29 protein-coding genes and 1 tRNA gene are annotated in these 25,128 nt (G+C 68.0%); 17 read left to right on the forward strand and 13 right to left on the reverse strand.

What is annotated here, in order from left to right; all coding sequences use genetic code 11:
• Nucleotides 1-46 precede the first annotated feature (46 nt).
• On the forward strand, nt 47-868 hold the full coding sequence (locus tag ACQP06_RS07315; protein WP_433671424.1) for a thioesterase family protein: 822 nt from the start codon (nt 47-49) through the stop codon (nt 866-868).
• 56 nt (nt 869-924) lie between these two features.
• On the forward strand, nt 925-1,674 hold the full coding sequence (locus ACQP06_RS07320; protein ID WP_433671425.1) for a ZIP family metal transporter: 750 nt from the start codon (nt 925-927) through the stop codon (nt 1,672-1,674).
• A gap of 9 nt (nt 1,675-1,683) precedes the next feature.
• Here the strand turns inward: ACQP06_RS07320 and ACQP06_RS07325 are convergent, their stop codons facing one another.
• Nucleotides 1,684-2,439, reverse strand: coding sequence for an EI24 domain-containing protein (locus ACQP06_RS07325; protein WP_433671427.1), 756 nt, complete (start codon nt 2,437-2,439; stop codon nt 1,684-1,686).
• A 56-nt stretch (nt 2,440-2,495) separates the two neighbouring features.
• Between ACQP06_RS07325 and ACQP06_RS07330 the strand changes: the two genes are divergently transcribed.
• Entirely contained in the window at nt 2,496-3,143 is a 648-nt protein-coding gene (locus tag ACQP06_RS07330) for an NUDIX hydrolase (protein ID WP_433671429.1), read from the forward strand.
• A 2-nt stretch (nt 3,144-3,145) separates the two neighbouring features.
• Here ACQP06_RS07330 and ACQP06_RS07335 read toward each other — a convergent pair whose 3' ends face one another.
• Complete coding sequence (locus ACQP06_RS07335; protein WP_433671431.1) at nt 3,146-4,024, reverse strand: LysR family transcriptional regulator; 879 nt, start codon at nt 4,022-4,024, stop codon at nt 3,146-3,148.
• 242 nt (nt 4,025-4,266) lie between these two features.
• On the opposite strand from ACQP06_RS07335, the gene ACQP06_RS07340 reads away from it, so the two are divergent.
• Together ACQP06_RS07340 and ACQP06_RS07345 are read left to right on the forward strand one after the other, a co-directional pair.
• Nucleotides 4,267-5,211 carry a LysR family transcriptional regulator gene (locus ACQP06_RS07340; protein ID WP_433671432.1) on the forward strand — a complete coding sequence of 315 codons (945 nt, stop codon included), beginning with the start codon at nt 4,267-4,269 and terminating at the stop codon, nt 5,209-5,211.
• Entirely contained in the window at nt 5,208-5,354 is a 147-nt protein-coding gene (locus tag ACQP06_RS07345; RefSeq protein WP_433671434.1) for a hypothetical protein, read from the forward strand. Before ACQP06_RS07340 ends, ACQP06_RS07345 begins: the two co-directional genes overlap by 4 nt.
• A 111-nt stretch (nt 5,355-5,465) precedes the next feature.
• On the opposite strand, the gene ACQP06_RS07350 is transcribed toward ACQP06_RS07345, so the two are convergent.
• The 4 genes from ACQP06_RS07350 to ACQP06_RS07365 all read right to left on the reverse strand — a co-directional run bounded on the left by ACQP06_RS07350 (nt 5,466) and on the right by ACQP06_RS07365 (nt 8,148).
• A complete protein-coding gene (locus ACQP06_RS07350; RefSeq protein ID WP_433671435.1) occupies nt 5,466-6,035 on the reverse strand; it encodes a hypothetical protein in 570 nt (189 codons plus the stop codon).
• Nucleotides 6,036-6,157: 122 nt separating this feature from the next.
• Nucleotides 6,158-6,556, reverse strand: coding sequence for a PPOX class F420-dependent oxidoreductase (locus ACQP06_RS07355; RefSeq protein ID WP_433671437.1), 399 nt, complete (start codon nt 6,554-6,556; stop codon nt 6,158-6,160).
• A gap of 105 nt (nt 6,557-6,661) precedes the next feature.
• Complete coding sequence (locus tag ACQP06_RS07360; RefSeq protein WP_433671439.1) at nt 6,662-7,270, reverse strand: hypothetical protein; 609 nt, start codon at nt 7,268-7,270, stop codon at nt 6,662-6,664.
• Nucleotides 7,267-8,148, reverse strand: coding sequence for a hypothetical protein (locus tag ACQP06_RS07365; RefSeq protein ID WP_433671440.1), 882 nt, complete (start codon nt 8,146-8,148; stop codon nt 7,267-7,269). Before ACQP06_RS07365 ends, ACQP06_RS07360 begins: the two co-directional genes overlap by 4 nt.
• Nucleotides 8,149-8,407: 259 nt before the next feature.
• Here ACQP06_RS07365 and ACQP06_RS07370 point away from each other — a divergent pair, with 259 nt between their 5' ends.
• From ACQP06_RS07370 to ACQP06_RS07380, 3 genes are read left to right on the forward strand one after another with little or no spacing between them, the layout of a single operon-like run.
• Complete coding sequence (locus ACQP06_RS07370; protein ID WP_357090559.1) at nt 8,408-9,145, forward strand: vWA domain-containing protein; 738 nt, start codon at nt 8,408-8,410, stop codon at nt 9,143-9,145.
• 8 nt (nt 9,146-9,153) lie between these two features.
• Nucleotides 9,154-10,674 carry a protein phosphatase 2C domain-containing protein gene (locus tag ACQP06_RS07375; protein WP_433671442.1) on the forward strand — a complete coding sequence of 507 codons (1,521 nt, stop codon included), beginning with the start codon at nt 9,154-9,156 and terminating at the stop codon, nt 10,672-10,674.
• 11 nt (nt 10,675-10,685) lie between these two features.
• A complete protein-coding gene (locus ACQP06_RS07380) occupies nt 10,686-11,813 on the forward strand; it encodes a hypothetical protein (protein WP_433671443.1) in 1,128 nt (375 codons plus the stop codon).
• 29 nt (nt 11,814-11,842) lie between these two features.
• On the opposite strand, the gene ACQP06_RS07385 is transcribed toward ACQP06_RS07380, so the two are convergent.
• The 4 genes from ACQP06_RS07385 to ACQP06_RS07400 form a co-directional block, all read right to left on the reverse strand.
• Nucleotides 11,843-13,255 (reverse strand): serine/threonine-protein kinase, encoded by a 1,413-nt coding sequence (locus tag ACQP06_RS07385; protein ID WP_433671445.1) that lies wholly within the window; start codon nt 13,253-13,255, stop codon nt 11,843-11,845.
• A gap of 88 nt (nt 13,256-13,343) precedes the next feature.
• Nucleotides 13,344-13,568 carry a hypothetical protein gene (locus tag ACQP06_RS07390; RefSeq protein ID WP_433671446.1) on the reverse strand — a complete coding sequence of 75 codons (225 nt, stop codon included), beginning with the start codon at nt 13,566-13,568 and terminating at the stop codon, nt 13,344-13,346.
• Nucleotides 13,569-13,613: 45 nt separating this feature from the next.
• Nucleotides 13,614-16,226, reverse strand: coding sequence for an AAA family ATPase (locus ACQP06_RS07395; protein ID WP_433671448.1), 2,613 nt, complete (start codon nt 16,224-16,226; stop codon nt 13,614-13,616).
• A 131-nt stretch (nt 16,227-16,357) separates the two neighbouring features.
• Nucleotides 16,358-17,224: an IclR family transcriptional regulator gene (locus ACQP06_RS07400; protein WP_433671449.1), complete on the reverse strand. Its 867-nt coding sequence runs from the start codon at nt 17,222-17,224 to the stop codon at nt 16,358-16,360.
• A 192-nt stretch (nt 17,225-17,416) separates the two neighbouring features.
• Here ACQP06_RS07400 and ACQP06_RS07405 point away from each other — a divergent pair, with 192 nt between their 5' ends.
• The 4 genes from ACQP06_RS07405 (at nt 17,417) to ACQP06_RS07420 (ending at nt 19,443) form a co-directional block, all read left to right on the forward strand.
• Complete coding sequence (locus ACQP06_RS07405; protein ID WP_433671451.1) at nt 17,417-17,851, forward strand: YdeI/OmpD-associated family protein; 435 nt, start codon at nt 17,417-17,419, stop codon at nt 17,849-17,851.
• Between the two features lie 100 nt (nt 17,852-17,951).
• Nucleotides 17,952-18,431, forward strand: a complete 480-nt coding sequence (locus ACQP06_RS07410; RefSeq protein WP_433671453.1) for a hypothetical protein — start codon at nt 17,952-17,954, stop codon at nt 18,429-18,431.
• Nucleotides 18,432-18,565: 134 nt separating this feature from the next.
• Nucleotides 18,566-19,021, forward strand: coding sequence for a hypothetical protein (locus ACQP06_RS07415; RefSeq protein ID WP_433671455.1), 456 nt, complete (start codon nt 18,566-18,568; stop codon nt 19,019-19,021).
• Between the two features lie 26 nt (nt 19,022-19,047).
• On the forward strand, nt 19,048-19,443 hold the full coding sequence (locus ACQP06_RS07420) for a nuclear transport factor 2 family protein (RefSeq protein WP_433671457.1): 396 nt from the start codon (nt 19,048-19,050) through the stop codon (nt 19,441-19,443).
• Nucleotides 19,444-19,642: 199 nt separating this feature from the next.
• Here ACQP06_RS07420 and ACQP06_RS07425 read toward each other — a convergent pair whose 3' ends face one another.
• A complete protein-coding gene (locus ACQP06_RS07425; RefSeq protein WP_433671459.1) occupies nt 19,643-19,978 on the reverse strand; it encodes a hypothetical protein in 336 nt (111 codons plus the stop codon).
• Nucleotides 19,979-20,087: 109 nt separating this feature from the next.
• Complete coding sequence (locus ACQP06_RS07430) at nt 20,088-20,330, reverse strand: hypothetical protein (protein WP_379277485.1); 243 nt, start codon at nt 20,328-20,330, stop codon at nt 20,088-20,090.
• Between the two features lie 135 nt (nt 20,331-20,465).
• Between ACQP06_RS07430 and ACQP06_RS07435 the strand changes: the two genes are divergently transcribed.
• The 5 genes from ACQP06_RS07435 to ACQP06_RS07455 all read left to right on the forward strand — a co-directional run bounded on the left by ACQP06_RS07435 (nt 20,466) and on the right by ACQP06_RS07455 (nt 24,999).
• Nucleotides 20,466-21,629 (forward strand): IS30 family transposase, encoded by a 1,164-nt coding sequence (locus tag ACQP06_RS07435; protein ID WP_433671461.1) that lies wholly within the window; start codon nt 20,466-20,468, stop codon nt 21,627-21,629.
• Nucleotides 21,630-21,745: 116 nt separating this feature from the next.
• Nucleotides 21,746-22,195, forward strand: coding sequence for a hypothetical protein (locus tag ACQP06_RS07440; protein WP_433671463.1), 450 nt, complete (start codon nt 21,746-21,748; stop codon nt 22,193-22,195).
• 60 nt (nt 22,196-22,255) lie between these two features.
• Entirely contained in the window at nt 22,256-22,654 is a 399-nt protein-coding gene (locus tag ACQP06_RS07445) for a DUF4870 domain-containing protein (protein ID WP_433671465.1), read from the forward strand.
• Between the two features lie 94 nt (nt 22,655-22,748).
• Nucleotides 22,749-23,261 carry a DinB family protein gene (locus tag ACQP06_RS07450; RefSeq protein ID WP_433671467.1) on the forward strand — a complete coding sequence of 171 codons (513 nt, stop codon included), beginning with the start codon at nt 22,749-22,751 and terminating at the stop codon, nt 23,259-23,261.
• A gap of 319 nt (nt 23,262-23,580) precedes the next feature.
• Nucleotides 23,581-24,999, forward strand: coding sequence for a serine/threonine-protein kinase (locus ACQP06_RS07455; RefSeq protein ID WP_433671469.1), 1,419 nt, complete (start codon nt 23,581-23,583; stop codon nt 24,997-24,999).
• A gap of 7 nt (nt 25,000-25,006) precedes the next feature.
• Here ACQP06_RS07455 and ACQP06_RS07460 read toward each other — a convergent pair.
• Nucleotides 25,007-25,082, reverse strand: a tRNA-Lys gene (locus ACQP06_RS07460).
• Between the last annotated feature and the right edge of the window lie 46 nt (nt 25,083-25,128).

A 25,128-nucleotide genomic window follows, 5' to 3' on the forward strand; every position in this document is an offset into this window, starting at 1 on the left:
ACACGTGTTCTAATTTGGAAGATCACCACCAGGCAGGGGAGGCATCATGACCGCGTTCTTCACTCGGGAGGACGGTCGCTACACGGCGACCCGCATGGCGGTCAGCGCCTGGTCTTCCAGCCAGCTCGCGGGCACCGCCGTCTGCGGGCTGCTGGCCCACGAGCTCGAAACCCACAGCCCCGGCCCGGAGTTCGTGCCCGCCCGTTTCACCGTCGACATGTTCAGCCCCGTCCTGAACGAGCCGATCGAACTGCACAGCTCGATCGTGCGCGACGGCAACCGCATTCGCGTGGTCGACGCCTCGATCGTCCAGCAGGACCAGGTCCGGGCCCGCGCGACCGTCCAATTCCTGATCGCCGCGGCCGAGCCGCCCGGCGAGATCTGGCAGCCCACCCAGGACCTGCCGGTCCCCGACCAGCGGCTCGACCGTCCCGAGGGCGCGCCACCGCTGTTCAAGTCCGGATCCGCCGACTGGACCCACGATTTCGCCTCCGGTGTGAACCCGCACCGCAAGACCGCCTGGAACAATGTCCCGCCCCTGATCGCGGGCGAGCCCATCACCCCGTTCGAGCGCGCGGCCTTCGCCGCCGACACCACCAACCTGGTGTGCAACTGGGGCACCGCCGGCGTCGGCTACATCAACACCGATGTCACCATGACCCTCTCGCGCCTGCCGGAGGGCCCGGAGATCGGCGTGCACGCCCGGGATCACGTGTCCGCGAACGGCATCGCGGTCTCCACCGCCACCCTCTACGACCGCACGGGGGCGCTGGGCGTGTGCACCATCACTGCGCTGTCCAATGCCCGCCGCATGGTCGACATGGCGGCGTTCGCCGAAGCCCAGGCCCTGCCCGTCGTCACGAGCTGAGTCGCCCATCGGCCGGTCGCGCACCGTCGGGCCGGATCCGGTGGTAGTCACTGGACATGGGCACTGTGGTCGAGGCGGGTGGCTGGGGGCTGCTCGCGGGCGCGGCATTGGTGATGGGCGCGGGTCTGGGCTACCTGGTCCAGGTTCCCGCCAAGCTGGTGGCGACCGTCATGGCGTTCGGCAGTGGCGTACTGCTGTCGGCGGTCTCGTTCGAATTGATCGACGAGGCGCACGCGCGCGGCGGTCTGGCGCCCACGACTGTCGGCGCGCTGGCCGGGGCCGTGGTGTACACCGGCGCGAACAGCGCGCTGGCTCGCCGTGGCGCTCGGCATCGCAAACGGTCCGGTGATCAACAGCCTTCGGAGGCCGATCAGGAAGGTTCGGGCACCGCGATCGCATTGGGCGCGCTGCTCGACGGCATCCCCGAATCGATGATCATCGGTGTGGGCATCGCCTCCGGCGGCGCGGTCAGCGTCGCGACCGTCGCAGCGGTGTTCATCAGCAATATCCCCGAGGGCCTGTCCAGCGCGACCGGCATGCGCCGCGCGGGCCGCACTCCCGCCTACATCTTCGGCCTGTGGGGCGGCATCGCCGTGCTCAGCGCGGCGGCGGCCATGCTGGGTTTCACCTTGTCGGACGTGCTGTCCGCGTCTGTCCTGGCCGCGATCATCGCCCTGGCGGCGGGCGCCATCCTGACCATGATCGCCGACACGATGATCCCCGAGGCCTTCGAAAACGCTCACCTGGTCACGGGTTTGGTCACCGTCGCCGGATTCCTCACCGCCTTCGCCCTCTCGACCCTGTGAGCGGCGGGGTCAGACCCGGGTCGGTTCCCCCAGCAGCTGGCGGCTCAGCAGCGTGGCCCCGGCGACCGCTCCGGGCATGAGGAACACGGCCACCACCGGGATGAGGAACGCGGCCGCGAGTGGTGCGCCGAATCCCCAGGCCACGGCCTTGCGGGACCGCAGCATGGCCATCTGCTGGTTCAGGTGCACCCCGCGTCGTTGCAGCGCAACCGAAGTCAGTTCCTGGGTCAGGAAGAATCCGGTGACGAACACCGCGAGCACGGGGATCACCGTCTGCCCGATGACGGGTACGAACCCCAGGACGAACAGCAGTACCGCCCACAGCATGGCTCGCACCAGGATTCGGGCGCTGTCCCGCACGGATATCCACAACTCGACCCACCAGGCCAGCCCTGATTCCGGGGCGCTCCCGTCCGGCGAGACCGACCGGTCGACCCGCTCGGAGATCACGTCGTAGAAGGGCGATCCGATCAACAGGGTCACCGCGGTGAAGGTCAATGCCGCCACCAGCACCGCCAGTGCGATCAACGCCACCATCAGCGCCCCGCGGAACAACCCCAGCCAGGGACTCGGCCATCCGTTCGCGAACGGCGTCAGCGTCTCCGTCACGTCCCCGCCCCAGGCGATCACCCCGACCAGCGCCGCCCCGTAGATCACCAGCGTGATCAGCGCGGGCACCAGTCCCAGCCCGTACTCCCGGCGATGCCGAGCCGCCCACCGCTGCCCCGCCAAGAACTGGGCAAATCCCATCCCGAAATCGCGCATGCCGGAACGATACTGGCTGCTTGACGCTGCCCGCCGCCGCGATCTAGGTTCGGCGCATGGCCGTCGATCAAGATCGCAGCGGATACCGCTGGAACGACGTGCCCGCGAATCGGTTGCGGGCAGCGGTCGCCCAGGCGATGGACGCGTTTCCCCGCCGGACCGTCGACCCGGAGGGCCGCAAGCCCGCCGCGGTCCTGATCGCGATCGTCGATCGCGGTGCGGAACAGGGTATTTGGCTGACCGAGCGGGCGCCTAGCCTGCGCGCCCACGCCGGCCAGCTGGCCCTCCCCGGCGGCAGACTCGACCCGGGCGAGGACCCTCAGGCCGCCGCCTTGCGCGAGCTCCACGAGGAACTGGGCATCGCCCTGCCCCGATCGGCCGTCCTCGGCCTCCTCGACGACTACCCGACCCGATCCGGCTACATCATGACCCCCGTCGTGGCCTGGGTCGCCGATCCGCCGGCTCTCGCCCCGAACCCCGCCGAAGTGGCTTCCGTGCACTGGATCCCACTCGCCGAACTCGACGTGGACCCACGCTTCGCCACCGTCCCCGGTTCCGACCGCCCCACCATCCAGCTCCCCCTGCTCGGCGGCCACCTACACGCCCCCACCGCCGCGATCCTGCACCAGTTCCGCGAAGTGGCCCTGCACGGCCGCGCGACCCGCGTCGACCACTTCGACCAGCCCCGTTTCGCCTGGGAGTAGGCCTATGCGCCGCGCAGGTCGGTGAGGACCTGGGCGAGGGCGCGGATGGGTTCGGTCTCGCCCTCGGCGCGCCAGCAGAGGTGGTAGGTGAGTGGCGGCAGGTCCGGGATGGGGATGAAGCGGACGTGCGACATCTTCCAGAACTCGGTGACGTGCGCGGGGAAGGGGTGGATGATGTCGCCGTTGAGGACCCATTCGATGAGGTCGTCGACATTGGTGACGGGACGCAGGCGGTTGATGGGGCGGCCGCCGGGGGTGGTGAAGGGGAGATAGGTCTCCTCCCATTCGCGGGGGTTGCCGGGCGGCATGGAGTGCGGGTGGTCGGCGAAGTCCTCGACCGACACGGTGTCGTGGTCGGCGAGGGGGTGGTCGTGGCTGACCGTCAGGACGCGGTCGTCGCTGAAAAGGGCTGGGCCGATGGTGATGTCGTCCGGGACCGGGCCCCACACGGCGATCACGTCGTAGTCGCCTTTGCGCACGGACCCGAAGACGTCGGTGTAGGGAAGTCGGTGGACCTGGAGCTCCCACTGCGGGTGGCGGGCGCGGAATTCGTTCCAGTAGGTGTGGAATTCGGCGATATTGAACGGCAGCAGAGCCAGTTTCAGGACCGCGGTGTGCCCGCGGGCGGCCTGCTTGGCGCGCCGCACACTGCGTTCCAATCCCTCGAACAAAGGTCGCAGGTCGTCGCGTAGTTGCTCGCCGACCGAGGTGAGCCGCACCGTGCGATTGGTGCGTTCGAACAGCAGCGCGCCGATCTGCCGCTCCTGCTTCTTGATCGCCTGCGTGATGCGCGCCGGGGTGACATTGAGTCGCTCGGCGGTCCGGCCGAAGTGCAGTTCTTCGGCCAGCGTCAAGAAGATCTCGATCTCGCGCAGCTCCACGGAATCCCTGTCTCGTTAACTCCGCGGTTAATGCGGCATTGCTGGTTCTGTCGTTGTTCGGCGGTGGCCGGGCGACCACTCTAGTACGTGAGCCCCTGATGTCCGGCGTGAGCAGGGGTTCCGTCTCGGTGACCGGTTCGGTCGCGATCCCTTTTCGAGGAGTTGTCGAATGACGTCCGTTGTCGGTTCTCCGACATCAGATTCGGTGGCGGAACGTGTTCCGCTGCACCGGTGGCCGCGGGATGTCTGACCCAGCGGATCGGCCACCGGACGGCCGTCCCCGCTCGGTGCTGCCGGAGTTGAACATGCGTCAGCTCGAGTCGTTCCGGGCGGTCGCGGAGGAAGGCAGCATCACGCGGGCGGCGGTCCGGCTGCACACCACCCAGCAGACGCTGTCCGCGCAGATCAAACAGCTGGAGCGGGCGCTGGGAGTGATGCTCCTGGTGCGAGACTCTCGAGGGGTGAGTCTCACCGCTGCCGGCGAGATCTTCGCGGACGGCGCGAAAACGATGGTGGCCGGGTTGATGGAACTGTCCGCACGGATGAATACCGTTGCGGGGCAGTCGATCAACCAGCTGCGGGTGGTGTGCAGCCCCCGTTCGACCTCGTCGTTCCTGATCCGGATCGCCGACCGGCTGGAGGAGGCCGATCCCGGGCTGCGGGTGGTGCTGGTGAGTGTCCGGTCGATGCCGGAGAGCCTGCGCGAACTCGAGTCGGGCCGGGCGGACGCGGGCCTGATGTGGCTGCCGCTCGAAGGAAACGGCCTGCGCTACAGCGTGATCGGGCAGGACTCGTGGGTGGCGGTGCTCGCACGAGATCACCGGCTCGCCGGGCGGGAGCGGCTGCCGCTGGCCGACCTGGCCGCGGAGACCCTGGTGCTCCCGGCCATCTTCTTGTCCGATCCGGTCGAACGGTATTGGGCCGCCGCCCTGCGTCCCGCCGCCGGACGTCCGGAGCCGACGGTCCTCGACACCGCGGACGGGCCGATCATCGCCGCCCGGCGGCAGGGCATCTGGCTCGCACCGGAGTCCCTGGGCCGCCATTACGCCGACCCCGCCACCAGCGTGGTCCCGATCACCGACGCGCCGCCCATCGACGCGGCGGTGGTCTGGACCGCGCGGGCGTCGGAACCCCGAGTAACCGAATTGATCCGCGCCGTGCGCGCGGCCGTGGAAGAGAGCTCATGATCTGGCGTTCCAAATCCTGTTTGTACCAGGAACCCGAAACCTCGGAACCGGTCGTCGATGAGGACCCTGCCCTGGAGTCGATGCGGCCCGCCTCGAACGGCTACAGCCAGACCGCGGGCGAAGTCCCGCTCGCCACCGACTGATACGAAAGGCACTGAGCGACAATGGGTGTGGAAATCGCCTGGGCGCCCCGATGACCCACTGAAACGCGTCATGCCCCGGCAAGTGATTGCCGGGGCATGACGAGGGCTCGGTCAATAATTCCAGGGGCCGGGTTGACCCGGACCGGGGGAGGGCGGCGTGCTCTCCGGGGCGGGGCGGAAGTAGGCGCTGGATTGTGTACCCCACCACAGGATTACGATCGCCAGATCGATCACCCAGCTGAGGGAGTTGATGACGATCGTGGGCACGGTGCTGCTGTCCGACGTTATCGAGAACAGAATGCTGAGCGTGTCCACGCCGAACAGGACCGTTCCGGTGATCCGCGCCCAGTTCTTCCCGGCACGGCTCGCGAACGCAATCCAGATCCACAGCACAACGGTGATCACCGAGATCACAAACCCGATACCGATGCCGATGGTGACGATGGTCTCGAGCGTGCTGCCGGTCAGACTGCCGGCTTCCATTTCCCGCGCTTCCCGGCGAATCTCCGGTAGCAGGGTCGCGCCGTATACCATCCCGACGACCGTCAGCACGGCATTGGTCAGCATCAGGTAGTACGCATACATCACGGTCCGAGGTGGTTCGGCCGATTGGAATGGCCCACCCCTGAACGGATCGTAAGCCTCCGGCTTCGGATTGGACTGAAACTGCTCGCTGGTCACGTCGACTCACTCTCGAACTCCCGGACCCACCGGGGCGATCCACCCCCGATGAACCGCGAGAGGATCGTACCGACCCAACCCCCGTCCCGCCGGGCGGCGAGGGGATCGCCTCCGCCGCCTGATTACTCGGCGCGGCGGCTGGTGAAGTCGAAGGAGGCGCCGTCGATGCCCCAGGAGATGATGCGTTCGGGGTGGATGCGGATGATGGCGCGTTCCTGGACCGGGAACGGGGGATCGATGTCTTCGATCGTCTCGGCCGTGCCGCGGACCTCGATGCCGCGAATCTCGTACGGGTCCAGCGAAACCTGTTCGTCGACAACGAATGACACGCGGCTGCCGGCCTGGATATTGCGGTACTTTCGAGTGGCGACCATTCGCATGCCGCCGATGTCGATGGTGCCGTCGGCGTTGACCCGGTAGCTGGTCGGGTTGTTCTGCACGACCCCGTCGGGCGACACCGTGGCCAGTCGACCGAGCCCGGCCTCAGCGAGGAACTTCTGTTCATTGGTGGTGAAGCTCATGGCGATTACTCCTCGTCGGTTACCTTGAATCTAGCAGCGCTAGATTCTGGAGCAACGGTAACACTGATCGCAGGGCCTGTCTAGCGTTGCTAGATTTTCGGATCGCTACCGCGGGCGTGGGGTGCCGGTTCGAGGGCTCGGGCCCGAGAGGGTTATCGGGCGACGGAGGTCGAAGGCCCTCGAGGTCTGGAATGTGTGGTCCCGCACCAAGATCGGCCCGAGGTCCGGCGTGCCGATCGATACGGTCGCGGTGCAGTCACCGGGGCCGAGTTCGACGAGTCTGCCGCCGCGCACGGTCGCCTCGAGCGGCAACACGCGCAGCGAGATGTCGACCGTGATCTCGAATCTGCTGACCTGCTGGTCATCCACATAGACCTCGAGGGCCGGGTGGTAGGTGTGCGAGATTTCGTGTTCGAGCAGCGGGACCTTCTCGGAACTGCCGCCGCGGCGGGTGCGATCCGCGGCGCGGAGCAGCTTGTCGTAGCGGCACCAGCCCTCGACAGCGACCTGTGCCAGGCTGATATTGAGCAACCCGTCGATCGCCTGGGCGATCTCGGCGAGGGCCGCCGTGCGCAGCGGCTCGGTGATCGCGATCGCTCCGCGCAGCGCGATGCGGTCGATTCCGCTGGAACGCAGGTAGTTCGCGAGGTCGTCGGCGGCGGGCGCCGAGTAGCCGAGTGTCACCGTCCGCGCCGAGATCAACGGGGTGGTCATCGTGACAGCTCCCTGACGAATACCTCGGGTGTGCCGAGGTGCATGCGGACGTGGACGGTGAGCGGACGTGTCGGACGGCCGATCTCGCGAATGCCCGTCTGCGGGTTCATATCCGGTGAGACCGACACTCGGACCGTCGGCTGACGGGCCGACGCCCGATGCGGCGGCTGCTGGTAGAGCTGTTGCGGGGCGGCGGGTCGGCGGCGCCGGACAATCACGGAGGTCAGGGCGATTCCGGCCACGGCGATGACGCCGATCACGGCCGCCGGCACGACCGGCGGGGTGGAATCCGGCCCGCCCGCGTCGGTCGAGCTGGGCGGCGGCGCTATTTCGACCTGCGGTGGTGTTCCGCCGTGGTTGCCGCCCGTGGGCCCGTTCGGCACCGGTGGATCCACGTGCGCCGCTTGGATGGTGATGGGCGCGCTGCGGGTGATGGTGTCCGAGCAGCAGGGTGCCGCATACCCGGGCGCCGTCGTTCGCACATTCACGTAGGTGCAGGTGGCGGTGACTGTCTGCGGCCCGAGCGGCACGTGATCGGAAATCGCGAGGCGGGTTGCGAAGGAGTAGTTCGTCACCTTCGTGGTTGCGCTGCTCGACCAACTCGTGGTCAGGGTGAGATCGCTGGTGCAGACCCAGTTGTCGCCGGAGACGGAAATCGTGGTTCCACGCCGCGCGGTCGCCGGGACGATGAGTGACGGGCCCGGTCCGTCGTGGGTACCGCCGCCCTGGGGCGGCACCGACGGGGAGCTGGGAGTCGTTGTCGGAGCGGCGATCGCGACCGAGCCGGTGCCCACGCACAGCAGGACCGCGACGACGGCGAGCAGCAGCCGGGCACTGTCGAGGCATCGATGGCGGCGGTGCGAGTTCGCCTGTGGCATCCCGGGTTCCTCCCCGGCCGGTTCACGGCCATGACCCATGGTGGGCCGGTCCCTGTCCGGATACGGAGGTAGTGCGCTACCTCATTTCCGGTGCCTGCCGGTCGGCACGGATCGGTTCGGGCTGGAGTAGTCGCCGTCCCGAAATCGAGTAGTCCGCTACCTCCGCCGCCGTCGGCGATCGGGGGCATGGTCGACGAAGAGGCGCGCCGAGTGGCGCGGGAAGGCGACTCGGGCATGAGGCCGTGGCGGCGGTGGTGTGATGCGTAGCGAATCTCGTTTCGGGGTGACCCAGGCCGGTGTCAGCGCCCGCCGGGTGTTCCCGTTCTACATCGTGTGCGACGTCTCGCGGTCGATGTGGGATCCGGATTTCAATCCGGGACAGCCGATCACGCCCTTGGACACCATCGAGCAGTCGTTGCCCGACATGCTGGGTGTGCTCGCGGACGACCCGACCACCTACGACACCGCGCATCTGAGTGTGATCGCGTTCGGCGATTCCCCGGTCCCGGTGCTCCCGTTGACCCCGCTGCGGTCCGATCCGGCGCTACCGCGCCTGCCCAGGCAGGGCTCGACCGATTACGCCCAGGTGTTCTCGTTCCTGAACCGGATGCTCCGCGATGATCAGCAGCGTTTCGCCCGTGCGGGACTGCAGTCCTACACGCCGGTCGTGTTCTTCCTGACCGATGGGAATCCACAGGTCAACGGCCAGTTGCAGCGGGACGAGGTGTGGCTGCCGGTCCGGCACGCGCTGGAGGCGCCGGGACATCCGTTCCGGCCGGTGGTGGTGGCCCTGGGCATCGGTGAGGTCACCGAGGGCACGGTGCGGCAGCTGCGGTCGATCGACCCGGTCGGTGCGGCCTGTGTGGCGACGGGCGGCGTGGCGCCGGGAGATCTGTTGCGCGCCATCATCAACAGCATCAAGTTCTCGATCAGCAGCAGCGTGGGACAGGGAGCCTTCCTGTTCCGCACACCCGCGGGAATGCGGCGGCTGGAGTGAGGAATTCGATGACTCGACCGAGGCGACCCGGTCTGCGGCGGCGGTTCGCGCGGGTGCACACGACGTCGCTGGTGGTGCTGGTCGCGACGATCGGCTTCTTCCTGGTGGCGCTGATCGTCCAGTGGCTCGGTGATTCCTCGCCGAAACCGGTGGACCAGAGCGCCGTATCCGCGGCTGCGAGTCGCCCGCCGGTCAGCGGTTGCCCGGCCGGCTCGGTGCCGCCGGCGGGGTCCACGGAGAGCAATCCGAACGGCCAGCCTTCGACCACTACAGCGGCGGGCGAGATTCCGGGGCTGCCCGGCGGCGTTGTGGGACTGGTCTTTCCGAATCCGAACCGGGCGGATAGACCGCCGAACGGCCGTGATGTGCCGTGCGTGACACTCGGAATCAGCTCTACCCAGAAGAACCCGGCCGCGTATCTGAGCCGAACGGGCAACAACGGCGACGTGATGCTCGTGCTGGCGGACCCGCCGCGCACCGCGGACCGAGGGCTGCTCCCGGCGGCGCTGGTGGCCGCCGCGGCCGCCCTGGTGACGGGAGGAGCGGTAGTGGTGTTGTCCGCCATCGGTGATCGGAGTCCGGCTCCGGCCTCCGGTTCCCTGCCCGGGGAGACCCCGCGGCCTTCCGCGGCCGAACCGCCTCCGGTCGCCAAGGCCGCCCGGCCGGTCGAGTTGGCGGCGGTCACCACCTCCGGTGTCAGCGGATTGACCGTGGATCGCGGTCGAAGCGGAAGTTTCGAGGTCTATGCCGCGACCCAGGTCGGATTGCAGCACGCGCGAAACGGGCACACCCGTGAGGACGCCTACGCTATCGGCGGTGCACCGGACCACAATTGGGTCTTCCTGGCGGTCGCGGACGGCCTCGGTTCCGCGGAGAATTCGCATGTCGCGGCGCAGCGGGCGTGCCGCGTCGCCATCGAGGCCCTGCACAAGCGCGTGCCCGGGTACCGTCCCGGAGATGTGGCCGCGCAGTGGTCCGTGCTCGCGCGCGACGTCGCCGCCGAGGTCGCGCGCAATCTGGGCGCCGAGGACCTCACCCGCTTGGCGGCCGAGATCGGCTATCGCGATCCGCACGGCACCGCGGAGGGCAAGCGGACCTCGGTTCCGGCCTGCACCTTGACCTTCGCCGCGCTGGGTCCGGTGGGTCCCGGCGGCTATCCGATGCTGTGGGCAGCGGTCGGTGACTGCGACGCGCTCACCGTCGATCTCGGTACCGGGGCGACGAACTGGCTCACCCGCAACGACACCAAGTCCGGCGGCCGGGTCAGCAATGTCACCGCGTCACTGCCGCGCAATGCCGACCGCCTGGTCACCGGCGCCGAGGTGTTGTCCGGCCGGCGCATGGTGGTGCTGGCGAGCGACGGTATGGCGGACGCGATTCGATTGGTGCCGCAGCAGTTTTCGACGATCCTCCCGGAGCTCGCGGGCCCCGCGCCGGCCGAGCACGTCTTCGCCGAGATCGTCGGTTTCCAGCTGCCCGGCCTGCACGACGACCGGACGATCGTCGCGGCCTGGCCGGTCGGCCGATAGCCGGGGTGTCGATGACTGCGGCCGAATCCACCGATGGCCAGGCGTGGTACCGACTGCGCAGCCTGCGCCTGGATCCCGGTGGGCCCCTGGGGGAGGGCGGCGCGGCGGAGATCTGGCGGTGCACGGTGCCGGATCGGGACCACCTGGTATTCAAGCGATTCCGGGACGAGGCCCGCGCCGACCTGGACGGCGACCGGTTGCGGACCCTGGTGGCCTGGCCGCGGCGGCTGGCCCCCGAGGACCGCGAACGACTGCTGGCCCGATGCGCGTGGCCGAGCGCCGTCGTCACCGACGGCGCGGAGATCGTCGGAGTGGTGCTGCCCGAGGCCCCGGCCATGTACTTCCACAATCCCGGAAGCGGTTGGAAGCCGAGGCATTTCACTCGGTTGGCGGTGCCGGAGCAGGTGGCGACGCGGCGCGGATTCGAGTACTACGACTTCCCGCACAAGCTGGCCCGGCTCGGGCGGCTGCTCGGTGATCTGGACTTCCTGCACGACAACGGGATCGTGATCGGTGATCTGCAGCCGAACAATATTCTCGTCACCGGCGCCGCGCCCGCCGGGCAGCCGGTCGTGACCGAGAACTACTTCCTGGACTGCGACTCGTTCCTGATCGACGGCCATTCCGCCATGCCGAATCTGGATCCGCTGCCCTGGCGGCCGCAGTACGCGAACGGGGACGGTTTCACGCCGACCACCGACCTGTTCAAGTTCGCACTGCTCGCGATCCGCTGCCTCGCGGAGGATCTGGCGGCCGACCGGATCGACTACGGGCGCTTCGGCCAGCTGCTGCCGATGTCGGATTTCGAAGCCATCGATGCCCTGCTGACCTCGCCGGCGCCGGCGCCGGCGCTGACCTCGGCCGACCTGCGGTCGCTGGCGCGGGCCTGGCAGTCGGTGGTGCGTCCGGACGGGGGGACGTTCCGGCGCACCGACACGGTGCTGCTCGAACGCTGGTCGCCCGCCATGCGCGTCGCGCACCTCGCCGAGATGACCACGGTGGCGGAACCTGTTGCCGCAGTCCAGGATCTGCCGGTCGAGGCTTCCGACCGGGCGTCGAAGCTGGTGCCGGTTCTGCTGGCGGCGGCGCTGGCCGCCCTGATCATCCTGGTGGTTCTCGGGATCGTGATGCACGGCTGACGACCCGCCACGACGCCGGAACTGACGATTCAGTGGCCGGTGAGCAGCCGGAGCGCCACCAGGACGCTCAGTACCCCGACGAGCAGCCCGGCCACGCCCACCAGGGTCGCGAGCCGGGTTCGCTGCGGCGGTTCGGCATACGCCCGGCGGGCGTACACCCGCGCTCGGGTCGCCTGGACGAGCGCCGCCGGTCCGAACAGCAGGCCGAGCGGCGGGATCAGCGAAATCCACGCCAGGGGAAGGTAGGTCGGCACCCGGCTGCGGCGTGCCCGCTGCCGCGATGCCGAGCCCGACCGGTCGGTCGCATGCGATGGCCGCAGCCGCTGGGACGAAATCGGCTGGGAAGGACCGTCATCGGTGACGACGGTGGACGGCACGGTCGCCGCGGGATCGGGTGCGGGTGGTCGCGGGGCGCTGTGCACCACGGTGGGATCGGTGTGCACGACGGTGGGATCGGTGCGGCGAGCCGGATTCAGGAGGGTGGTGTGGGGGAGCGGAACCGGGACCGTGTCCGGCAGATCGGCGGGAGCGAGGTAGGTGAGCCACGGGTCGGCCAGCTCGGTAGGTTCGGAATCCCGTGGTCTGGAATCGATCACGACATGATCCGGCGGCGTGGCGGGCATCGGGCGGCGTGGCGGACTCGGCCGCGCGAAGGCCGTCACCAGGTCCTCGGCGGTCGGCCGCAGTTCCGGATCCTTGCTCAGGCTGACCGCCAGCATTCTCTGGTACTTGCCGCTCAGCCCGTCCAGATCCGGTGTGCCGCGCACGATCCGGACCATCACCGACGAGACGTTCTCGCCATTGAACGGAATCCGGCCGGTCGCGGCGAAGGCGACGCACGTGCCCCACGCGAAGATGTCGACCGGTGGCCCCGCGTCCCCGGTCCCGAACTGTTCCGGGGCCATCCACGCGATCGTGCCGATCACCACGCCGGGCGCGGTGATCCGGGTGCTGTCCGGCGTGAAGGCCAGCCCGAAGTCGATGATCTTCGGCCCGTCGAGGGTGAGCAGGATGTTGCCGGGCTTGAGATCCCGGTGCACCACGTCGGCCCGATGCACGGACGCGATCGCCTGTGCCAGTCCGGAGGTGAACTCGTCGAGTGCGCTGCCGGTGAGCGGCCCGCGCCGGGCCACCACGTCCTGGAGGGGTTCCCCGCCGATGAACGCGCTCGCCATCCACGGCCGGGGCGCGTCGACGTCGGCGTTCACGACCTCGGCTACGAAGTCGCCGTGCACTCGGCGGGCGGCGGCCACCTCGTGCCGGAAGCGGGCCCGGAATTCGCGATCGTGCGCGAGTTCGGGCTTGGGCACTTTGATCGCGACGACGGTGCCGTCGGGCCCGAAACCCTGGTACACCACGCCCATCCCGCCGGCGCCGAGCCGTCCGTGCAGTACGAACGGCCCGATCCGGCCCGGATCGCCGGGCAGCAGCGGTCCTAGCACGCCGCCTCGCTTTCGCCTCGTCCTGTGGCCCTCGGACGGGACCGACCTCATCGTGCGTGCCCGCGCCGTCGCGGGCTGGCGTAGTGCGCTACTCCAATTCCCAGGCCGTCTCCCTCGATCCGTCCGGTTGGAGCGCACACGTGAGTTTCGCCTCCGCGATGTCCAGCAGCGGGGCGAGCGCCTCGGGTTCGATGCCGAGGTATTCACAGATCAGGTCCGGTTCCACCCCGGCCTCGCGGAGCCGGAGCGCCAGCGAGTACGCGGTGGGCAACCGCCGGAGCGCGGCCTCACGTGGGTCGACCGAATCGTTCACCGTTCGATGGTGCGCCCGGTCGGGCGGCCCGCCTGGGGTAGTCCACTACGCCAATCCCGGCGTGGCGCCGACACTTCCGGTCTGGCGGCGGGCGGCGCGGTAGCGGTGTCCCTCCACCGTGCGGACCGAGACGTTCAGCTGGGCCGCGATCTCGCGGTTGGTGAGGCCTTCACCGACCAGCGCGATGATCTCCCGCTGCCGGTCCGTACGGGTGGACCGGTCGTCCGCCGCGTTGAGAGCCGGTGTGGCGAAGGCGCATTCGTCGGCGAGCCGGTGTGCGCGTTCCAAGGCCGACATCGCCGATCCGCGCAGGCCGCGGCGGCGGAAGACCGCCGCGGCCTGGGCTGCCACGTCGATCGCGGTGGCCCGGTCGCCGCCCGCCTCCGCGTCGGCCGCGCTGGCCAGCAGGCCCTCACCGTCCCCGGCGGCCCAGGCCCGGGCGTGCGCGGCGGCGGTCCCGGCCCGGGGGCCGCCGACGAGGGTCGCGAGTTCGGTCAGGCGTGCGGCCGCGCCACGGTCTCCGAATCGGGTGGCGACCTGTAGGCAGACCACTTCCTGTGCGGGAGTGTGTAATTCGGCCGCGCGCCCGGCGGCGGCCCGGGCGGTGTCGACGGCTACGGTCCTGGCCCCCTGCGCGGCGGCGGTCCACGCCCGCGCCAGCAGCAGGGGCGGGTCGAGGATCGGGAACGGGTTCGGTTCGGCGGTCAGCTCGGCGAGTACGGCGTCGGCCTCGTCGGCGTGCCCCGACATGGCCAGCCCGGTGGCGAGATCGATCCGAGAGTCGATGAGCCCGAACGCGTTCGAACCGTCGCGGGCGTACACGTCCACTGCCCGGCGCAGCGCGGGGACGGCGGTGCCGAGGCGGCCCGAGGCCAGATCGGCGTGGCCGCGGAGCTGCACGGCGAATCGGCCGAACAGCGCGGGGAGCCCCACGGTGCGGATCTCGATCCGCTCGGCGATCCGGTCGGCGGCCGCGAGCCGCCCGGCGAGCAGCAGCGCGCGCAGGTGATGCCAGGTCAGGAAGAACACCAGCGGGGCCGCGGCGGCGGACCGGTTCAGCAGTTGCGCGCCGCGTTGGGCGACGGCGTCCGCCGCCGCGACATCGCCGGTCGACGCGTGGATCGTCAACAACGCGCACAGCCCGGTGAGGCGCGCGAAGTCCGGGAGCTCCGGGTGGTCCGGCAGACCGGCCACCGCGTCCGTGGGGAGTCGGCCCGCCATGGCGTCGACTCCGGCCGCGAACGCGTCGAGCACGGGTGCGCAGGCGGCGGGGAGTTCGGCTCGGGCGGCGGCGAGAATCTCGGCGGCTCGGGCGGGTTCGCCGGCGCCGTAGGTCAGGTTGGCGGCCCGGCGCACGACCAGGTCGGCGGTTTCCCAGGGCCCGATGCCGATCTCGTCCGGATCCAGGTCGGCGACCAGGCTCTCCACGTTCTCCGGGGAGCCGATCAACTGGGTGGCCGACAATTCGAGCAGGATCGCGTCGTAGCCGCCGCCCGCCACCCGCGCGGCTCCGGCGAGCCGTGCCGCGCCGGCACCGTCCAGCAGCTGCATCGCGGCGCCGGCGCCGGCGGTGAACAATCCGGAATCCGGTGGCAGATCGGAGTCCAGCGCCATGAGCGCCTGCCGGACCAGTGCGGTGGGCCCGTCGGCCGCGACCGTGCCGCCGGCCGAGGCGATCCGGCCGCGCAGGCGTCGCAGCCGAGCCGGGCTGGTGCGGTCCCGGCGAATCTCCCCGTAGAGGGGATGGCCCAGGAGCACCAGTTCGCGGCGGCCGGTGTGGTCGATGCGAACCAGTCCGCGGGCGAGCGCGAGATCCAACGCCAGTTCGTCGACGACGTCGACGAGGACGGTGGCGTCGACCGGTTCGCTGACCGCGACGCTGTCGACCACCAGCGCCAATTCCGGTGACAGCGAGCCCATCTGCGCGTCGATCAGTTCGCCGAGGGTGCCGGAGATCACCGGATTGCCGGTCCACACCGCTGATCCGGGCCGGGTCAGCAGCCGTCCGGCCTCCCGCTCCTGCTCGACCAGATGACGCAGGAACAGCACATTGCCGCGCGTCAGCTGCCACAGCCGGTGTGCGGTGGGCGGATCCGGCGGCTGGCCGAGCACCCGGGCCACCAGGCGGTCGGATTCCTCGCGGGCCAGCGGCAGCACCTCGAGCCGCTCCACCCGCTCGTTCTTCCACAGGCCGACGACGGCGTCGGGGGCGGGTTGCCCGGATCGCACGGTGAGGACCAGGCGGGCGGCTCGGCGATCGACGAGCTGTTGCAGGACCAGCGCCGACAGATCGTCGACCAGGTGGGCGTCGTCGACGCCGACGATCACCGGCCGATTCTCCGGGCTCGCCGACAGTGCGTTCACCACGGCGTGGACCTGTCGGATCGGATCGGTGCCCGCGGTGGCGGGTACCCATTCGGCGAAGACGCCCAGCGGCAGTGACCGGGCCGAGGCGGTGGCGGCGGCCCAGCGCACCTCGTAGCGGCCGGAGAGCGTTTCGAGTAGTTCCCTGGAGAGCCGGCTCTTGCCGACCCCGGACGCGCCCGCGAGCACGACCCCGGCGCGCGGGCCGCGTACCGCCGCTTGGGCGCGGCGCAGTTCCTCGGTCCGCCCGATCAGTGGCCAAACGGACTGCACCAGAGCGTTATCGGTCGTCATGGACACCGCGACCTCCCCCACGGATTCTCAGGTGTGGCGCATCGGCTTCCGTCGCCGCCGGTGTATCGGCGGTGAATTGCGCTGCGCAGCACGAGTATCGGCCGCACCGGGCGGCAGCGCACCACACCGTGTCATTCAGTGACTCGGGTAGCCGTGGGCAAGGCGGGCCAGGTGTATCCGACCCCGGATCGGAGTCGTAGATAGGACGGCAGCACTGTGGCGGGGTCTGGCACCCTTCCGACGATTTCGCGGATATCGCGTTCGAGACCGTCGGCTGATTTCGACAGCGCGGTCCGCAGGTCGGCGGCGGTCACCGAGTTCGTGCAGCCGGTGACACCCACCACGCCGGTGAGCCGACCGGCGTCGTCGCGCAATGCGGCCGCGGCGCACCGGTATCCGAGCGCGACCTGCTCCTGTTCCTCGGTGTATCCGGTGTCGTAGGCCTGTTTCAGTAGGTCGGTCATGGTGTGCCGATCGGTCACGGACTGCGGCGTCATCGGACTCCACCCGGTGGACAGCACCCGGTCCGCGCGGTCCGGCGCGTGCGCGAACTGGAGCCGACCCGAGGCGAACAGCACCGCGCTGTTGCCGAACATCTCGAGATTGGGCCACCATCCGCGCTGCATGGCGGCCGCGTACCGCGGTCCGAAAGCGGCGCCGACCGTCACCAGACTGCCATCGTGCACCGTCGCGTACCAGGCGATCTCACCGCGCGAAACATAGTGCAGCTCTTGTAGATACGGCTGCACGGTCATTGGCATCCGCTGCTGGTAGGCGGACTGCAGCCCTTGGTTCATCAGCCGTGACCCGGCCCAGTAGCCGTCCTCGGTGCGCACCAGCATGCCCCGCGCGACCAGGTCGTTGGCGATCCGCCGGACGGTGGGTTTCGGTATCCCGGTCCGCCGGGTCAGCTCGCGCAGCGGCAAGGGTGCCGGCGCGTCGGCGACCGCGTCCAGAATCGCGACCACCCGGCCGACCACCGTGTGATCATCGGTCATCTGCCGACTCCTCCCAGGTACGGGACGACCATCGATCCGACTGTCGCACACACCGCCCCTGTTCTCAGGAAAACACAATCCAGAGGTGAGAGTGCCCGGCGCGGCGCGGGACCCAGCGCTTCGAGGCTCCGCGATGATCTTGGTGTAGGAAATGGGAGCGGCCATCGGAGCCGGAGCAACGGGAGACCCACCATGAAGTTTCGAGCCATCGTCGAGCCGCCAGAGCCCATGCGAGGCTTGGAGGTTCCCCCCGAAGTGGTGGAAGCGCTCGGCGGCGGCCCCCGCCCGCCCGTGACGATCACCCTCAACGGCCACTCCTGGAAGAGCCGAGTAGCCATCCTCCGCGGCCGAAACCTCCTCGGCCTCAGCAACGCCAACCGCAAGGCCACAGGGGTGGAGATCGGCGAAGAAGTCGAAGTAGAGATCGAGCTCGACACCGAGCCCCGCGTGATCGTCGAACCCGACGACTTCGCCCAAGCCCTCGACGCCGACCCCCTCGCCCGCGCCGCCTACGACAACCTCTCCCACAGCCGCAAACGCGAACACGTCCACGCCATCGACAGCGCCAAGAAGCCCGAAACCCGCCAACGCCGCATCGAGAAAGCCATCGCCACCTTGCGAGGTTGAAGTACCGGCATTTCAATTCGTACGCGCAGGGCCTCGCCACGCGGTTACCGTCGGAGCGGCACTCAGGTGCCGGCAACGCCACTCCAACGGGAAAGTACAGATGAAGCAATTGAGTTGGGCCGCCGCCACGGTGGCCATGCTGGCGATACCGGTCGTCGCGGCGGCATCGGCGTCGGCCACGGTCGACAATGTGAATCTGACACAGATCGACACCGGCATCGGAGGATGTGAAGGGGCAGGCAATACCTGCACGATCTTCGTGTCCACGAGCGGCGCGGACGCCCTGGCGCCGGTCACGGTCACCTTGGGCGGGCTGAACGTCGGCACGTTCACCCCGCAAGCCGGATCCACGGCCGGCACCGGGACCATCCAGTACGTCTATCGCTCGAAGCTCCCCGAAGGCGTCTACAGCCTCACCGCCACACAGGGTTCGTCGACCAAGTCCATGACGGTCCAGAACTGCGGCAGCCAACCGACCGGCAGCTCCAGCGCCTCGGCCCAGTGCACCGGAAACGACATTCTCGGTGTTCTGATGATGCCCCTGATCATCCTCACCGGCTCCGGGCACACACAACTCTGACCGCCCTTACGCAGCAATGGTTTTCGTCCTATCGGTCAGGTTGGTCTTCTAGCCGGATCGAACCAGCGACCCTGTGACGGAGGTCGAAGCTGGCCTTTTGCTCCATTTTCGGTGCCTCCGAGTCAGGAAACTGCTTGAAACCACTCGAGAATGGAGCAGCAGGCCAGCCCACCGCCACGGACCCGCCGCCAGGCGCTGGAAGCCAGCGGCCCCATGCAAACAGAGGTGCCACGAATATGCCTGCTAGGTGGATCAAGTTCGATCGCTACACCGATCCGTACGAGCAGTGGAAGGCGATCGATGACTTCACCTCCAGCAAACCAGTCGTCGTCATCGAGTACCGGGGCGACGAACGGGACAGCCTGCTCTGCGGTCGGCACGGGCGCGCTCACTGGGATCGATACTCCGACATCGCGTTCGGCACGGTCTACTACACAGACGTTCGTCATGCGGCCGCGCGCGAGCAGGTCATAGCCTCGGGCACGATCGTCGAACGTTCGCTCATGCCGATGAGCGTGAATCTGGGCACTGACACCGCTTTCGAATCGCGAAGTCGGAATCCCGCCAGCGTGGAGGATCAGTCGCTGTGAGGATCGGGAGAATGTCAGTTGATGTGATGACCACTATGCAGGCCTTCTATGCGGCCGAGGCCGCGTACCTCACCGAGGGCGCCGAGTTCGAGCAGATGGCTGCGCACTTGGCCTCGGACGTCGTTATGTACCAGGCATCCAGTCTGCCCTACGGTGGCGAATGGCGTGGGCACGAGGGCTTCCGGAAGTTCATAGCCGCCATGGGCGAGAACTGGGACGGTCTGTGGTTCGACGAACAGCAGTTCCTCAGCGATCAGAATCGGGTCGTGGTCTACAGCCGCGGCCGACTGCGCGCACGACGCACCGGCCGAACACTGAAAACGTCACTACTGCAATGGATCAGCTTTCGAGACGGCTTGATCACCGAGTTTCGCCCGTACTACCACGACACCTCCGCGGTACTGGCCACGCTGACCGAGTGATCGAATCCTAGGTCCTGCACGATATCCGCTCATGCCGCTGACCGGGCGGCTCTTGCCACTGCGGGAATTGAGACATGGACCAGGTACGGCGTGGAGCTCCGTTGCGAGGTGGGTGCCGACCGATCGGTCGATGGGACTTGGGACAGCTGAGTCGGGAACGGCTCCCATGCCCGGCCGGTTTGTCCGCGCCCCAAGCCGATCAGGTTTGTGCATCGTCGATGGGTGGGTTTGACTCGGGGCGTGCGCGTTCGGCCTCGCGGCTCGTCCACGAGGCGCGCCAACTCTCTATCAATCGCTCGGCTGACTCGGCGGAGATCTCCTCGTGAGGCTCGTCCGTTCCGGGGTTGTAGCGCTGGAGGTACTCGGTAGGAGACCATTCGAAGTCCCTGCCAAGCGCTTCGTCGGTCGGCACAGGTCGGGTGGCGGTCCGGCGCACAAGCCCGGTAATCCGACGCGCGCGCCAGCCATCGGGGTAGCCTCTCTCGTCATCGATCAATGCGTAGTAGCGCACTGCGGGTTCGTTACTGTCAGACATCGCTCGTTGTCCTTCAATGGGATTCGCGCCGTCGCGGAACACCGGTACGCACCATAAATGCCGATTACCGCGTCCTCTACGGCTGCTGGCCGCACCGTAGCTTCGAAAGTTATGCCCGGCGCTCACCGCGACAGCGGTAACCACCGTTGCGCCGATCAGACCTGACGGCCCATGCCAGTGCAGCGCAGAGGCCGCCGAACATGATGCCTCCAGCCAGCAAGATTCCCACCCCGACAATGGCGGTAGCGAGCGCAGGAGTGCCGAAGCCGAAGTACACGGCGAACGGACTCGACAGCATTGCGCCGATGAAGCCCCCGATCAAGGCCACGACGAGAACGGGTCGGTCTTTCATGAATCCGACTTTAGCTTCGAGCAGTCATTCACTCCGTCCAAGACACCCAGCATCACAGACATCCGCTCATGCCTGTGGTCTCAATGGGTTAGCGCAACACTGAGTTGGTCCTGGTGAACGAGGATGTGATGCGCGATGGCCTCGACAAGACCGTTGTCGGAGAAGAGAACACCGTTGTCCGAAGCCGAGGTCGAGGAGGTGTGGCGGCGGTGGCGATCGGGCCAGGCGATCAAGGTGCTGGCTCGGGAGATGCGTCGGCATCCCTCGACGGTGCGCGAGCTACTCAAACGATGCGGCGGGGTGCGTCGCCCACCGCGGCTTCGGAACACGATTCGACTGAGTCTGGCCGAGCGAGAAGAGATCTCGCGAGGGTTGGCCGCCGGCGAATCGCTGCGCGCCATTGCCCGGCAGCTGGGGCGGGCGCCGTCGACGATCTCGCGTGAGGTCGCCGGTCGAGGTGGACGCTTGGCCTATCGGGCTCTTGCCGCCGACCGGGCGGCCTGGGCTCGGGCGGTGAGACCGAAACCGACCATATTGTCGAAGAATCCGCAGCTGGCGCAGTGGGTGGCCGACAGACTCACTCAACATTGGTCGCCGCAGCAGATCGCGGGCTGGCTGCGCCGAAATCCACAGGCCAGCATGGGTTATGTGTCGCACGAGACGATCTATCGTTCGCTGTTCATTCAGGCCCGTGGCGAGTTGCGTCACGAGTTGACCCGGTATCTGCGCAGCCACCGCGCAATGCGCCGGCCCCGCGCAGCACGCCAGCCCGACGGACGCGGACAGCGCCGCGGCGTGCTCAATATCAGCGAACGCCCCGCCGAGGCCGCCGATCGAGCGGTGCCGGGGCATTGGGAAGGCGACCTGGTCTTCGGTCGGGGAATGTCTCCGATCGCCACCCTGGTCGAACGCTCCACCCGGTTCCTCATGCTGGTCGCGTTGCCCGAAGGGCACCGCGCCGACCTCGTCGCGGCCGCACTCGCCGCCAGGATCGGCACCTTACCGATCGCATTACGGCGCACTCTGACCTGGGATCAAGGCATCGAGATGACCGAACACGCCGCCTTCACCGTCGCCACCGGTGTCCCGGTCTACTTCTGCGACCCGAAAAGCCCCTGGCAGCGCGGCAGCAACGAAAACACCAATGGCCTGCTCCGTCAATACCTTCCCCGCCACCTCGACCTGCGCACCTACAGCCAAGCCGATCTCGATGCCATCGCCGACGAACTCAATGGACGCCCTCGACAAACCCTCGGATTCCGCACACCATCAGAAGCACTCGACGAAGTGTTGCGATGACCGCCTGAGCCCGCACCGCATACCGCGCTGACCGAACCGGCCAGCGCGGTGCGATGGAAGCAATCTGGTGCTGTCGATTTGAGCTGGGGTTGGTTTGAGTCGGTCACGCTGGCTCCATGTACATTCCGTGCTCGGAGTTCAGGCGCACGCCGCTGGAACGATTCGACCAAGATCTCGCGTGGCATCGAGACGACCAATGGTTCTTTGCTGCCGGTGCCTGCCACATCCTGGCCTACGTCTTCCTCGAACAGCATCGGGGCCGCTTCGCCGCGTTCGGGTTGTGGCCGTGTATGGCTGACGATCCGAGCCATGTTTACGCCGGTGACGGCATCTGGGCCTTCGACCACAGCGGATGGACACCTGTGGGCGAACTACCAGGGGCCGGCCAGGCGGCAGAGCCCGGCGCGGACTATCGCTCGCGGCCAATCGAAATGGATCTTGACGAGTTCTGTGCGCGGCACTGGCATCGCAGCCCAGCGGAGTTCATCTATGACCCGCGGCCACGTGCCCGCGCATACATCGCCAAGTTCCGGCTGCCGGCGTCGCAGCCGTTCGCTGGCCTGTGACCTGCGGGTTCGGCAGGAAGTTGGGATCGGTAGGGGGTGGGGGCGGCATTTACTTACGGCATGACATTTTCTCAGCCTTCCGCAAACCAGCCGCAGTCCACCGGGTTGGACAAGAAGACCCGTGCGATTCTGTCCTACGCGCTGGGGTGGCTCACCGGGGTCATCTTCCTGTTCGTGGGGAAGAAGGATCCGGATGTGAAATTCCATGCCTCGCAGTCGATCGTGTTCTTCGGGGCGGTGTCGGTGGTCAACTTCGTTCTGAGCATCGTCGGGTCGCTGCTCGGGGCGCTGGGGATCATCTTCAGCCTCGCCGGGCTCGTGGTCGGACTCCTGGCGCTCGTCGTGTGGATCATGGCGATGGTTCAGGCCAACAACACCGGCGGTGTGCGTGCGCCGCTACCGATCGTCGGAAAGTTCATTGCCCCGTACGCCGATCAGCTGGCCAACTCGGTCAAGTAGCGGCGAAGATCAACGGCCCGAGGGGATCTCGGGCCGTTCGGCATTTTCGGGGAAGGTTCGGGCGGGTGGCGCTCGAACGGGCGAGAATGGCCGGATGAAGTCGAGCCAGCGGGCCGAGACGCCTCAGATTGCCGGAGAACGCGAGACGCTCACCAGTTTTCTGCAGTTTCAGCGAGATACGTTGGCGTGGAAGTGTTCGGAGCTGCCGGCCGCACAGTTGCGGCGGCGGGCGGTGTCGCCGTCGAAGCTGTCGCTGCTCGGCCTCGTGCGTCATATGACCGACGTGGAGCGCGGCTGGTTCGCCCGCACGCTCGGGGGTGTGGATGCGCCCGCGTTCTACTGGGGTAACGAGCGGTCGGAGGATGTCGACTTCGACGTCGACGATGCGGACGTCGATGAGGCGTTTCGCTTGTGGCACGAGGAGTGCGCTCGCTCGCGGGAGATTGTGGACAGCTGTGAATCACTCGACACGGTCGGCGATCACCAGTCCGACGATGACGGCTACAGCGTGCGCTGGATCCTCACCCACATGATCGAGGAGTACGCCCGCCACAACGGCCATGCCGACCTGCTCCGAGAACGACTCGACGGTCAGACTGGCGAATAGGGCCGGTCGTGGGTTCGCTCTAAGGTTCAGTCATGTCGTTTTCGCCGGTGTCGTCGTTGAGTCCCGATGCCTATCTGGGTGGACCCTCGGCTCGGCGAAGTCGACTATCCGGAGCTGTACCGCAGCCCAGCCCGATCCATCGTCGACACACTGTCGAAGGCGAGCGACATACTCGCCGTCTATGACGGGGGACTGCCGTCGGGTCTCATGGATGCGAGGGCGATCTGACCGTCTGGTTGCGGGCTCCGTGGGCACCCGTATTCGAGTACGGTTGACTGACTCCGAATGTTGCTGGGGCACAGAACCGCTGGGAGCAGTCATGTCTTCGCTGGGACGACCGGGCTGGGTTCTCGGCGGCCGCTACCGGTTGATCGAGAAGCTGGGCAGTGGCGGATTCGGGACCGTCTGGAAGGCACGCGACGAGCGGTCGCGGGTGGATGTCGCGGTGAAGGAAGTGCTGCTCCCGCAGGCCGAATCCAGCGCGCAGCACGCGGAGCGGGTCGCGCGGGCGGAACGTGAGGCACGCAATGCCGGGCGGCTGCGCGATCATCCGAATATCGTCGGTGTCCTCGATGTCGTCACCGACAGCGGGACGCCCTGGATCGTCATGCGCCTGGTGGCCGGCCGCTCATTGAAGCAGCGCATCGACAGCGACGGGCCGGTCGACGTCGCGGAAGCCGCCACCGTCGCCGCCTCCTTACTGGAGGCCCTGCGGGCCGCCCATGACGCCGGCGTGGTCCACCGCGATGTCAAGCCGGGCAATATTCTGCTCGCCGCCGGTGGCGAGGTGCTGCTCACGGATTTCGGAACCGCCCGCCATCACTCCGATCACACGCTGACCGCCAAGGAGGCGCTCATCGGTTCGTTCGAGTACATGGCACCCGAACGCGTCGACGGCGACGACACACCCGCCGGTGACCTGTACGCCCTCGGCGTCACGCTCTACCACGCGGTGGAAGGGGTTTCGCCGTTCCGTCGTGACACCATTCACGGAACCATGAAAGCGGTCATGTTCGGTGCGGTTCCCTCGCCGGTGCATGCCGGGCAACTCGGTCAGCTCATTACCCGGCTGATGGACAAACGGCCCGAGTCACGTCCGTCCATCCCGCACGCACTGGCCATGCTCACGGCCCCGGCACCGCCGGACCTAGCGACGAAATCTGAAGTCCCCAGAGAAAATTCACGATCGTCGGGCACCGGCCGCAGGCGCGGCGATGTCAGCCAATTGCTGGCCCGGGCCCGTGATCATCAGAAGCGCGGCGACATCGGCGAAGCCGAACGACTGCTCCGCCAAGCCGCGGCCATGAACGACGCCCTCGCCATGTCCTTCCTGGCGCGACTTCTCGAAAACCGGGGCGCCCGAGCGGAAGCCGAACGCTGGTACCGGCGGGCCGCCGAGCGCGGCGAAACACTCTCGATGCTGACCCTGGGCCATATGTGCATGAAGACCGGTGACCTCAGCCAGGCCGCCTACTGGTACCGCCGCTACATCGACAATGGCCACACTCTCGGAAAGGTGCACTTGGCAACGGTTCATGAGGCCCGAGGCGAGGGCGACCGAGCCGAACTCCTCTACCGCGAGGTCGAACAAGACGGCGACATGGTCGCGCTGAAAGCCCTGGGTGACCAATGGAAATCCCTCGGGCGCACCGACGCCGCGAAACGCGTTTACCTCAAATCCGCTCGAGCCGGCTACGCCCCGGCTCGAGACGCCCTCGGCGGTCTGACCTCGCGTTAGGTATTTGTGGTGCGCCATCAGGGACTTGAACCCCGAACCCGCTGATTAAGAGTCAGCTGCTCTGCCAATTGAGCTAATGGCGCTTGCTACTTCGTTGCGGGAAGGAACTTTAGCAGGGTGGGGGCTGGA

It is taken from the genome of Nocardia sp. CA-136227, assembly GCF_050955695.1.
Lineage (GTDB): Bacteria > Actinomycetota > Actinomycetes > Mycobacteriales > Mycobacteriaceae > Nocardia.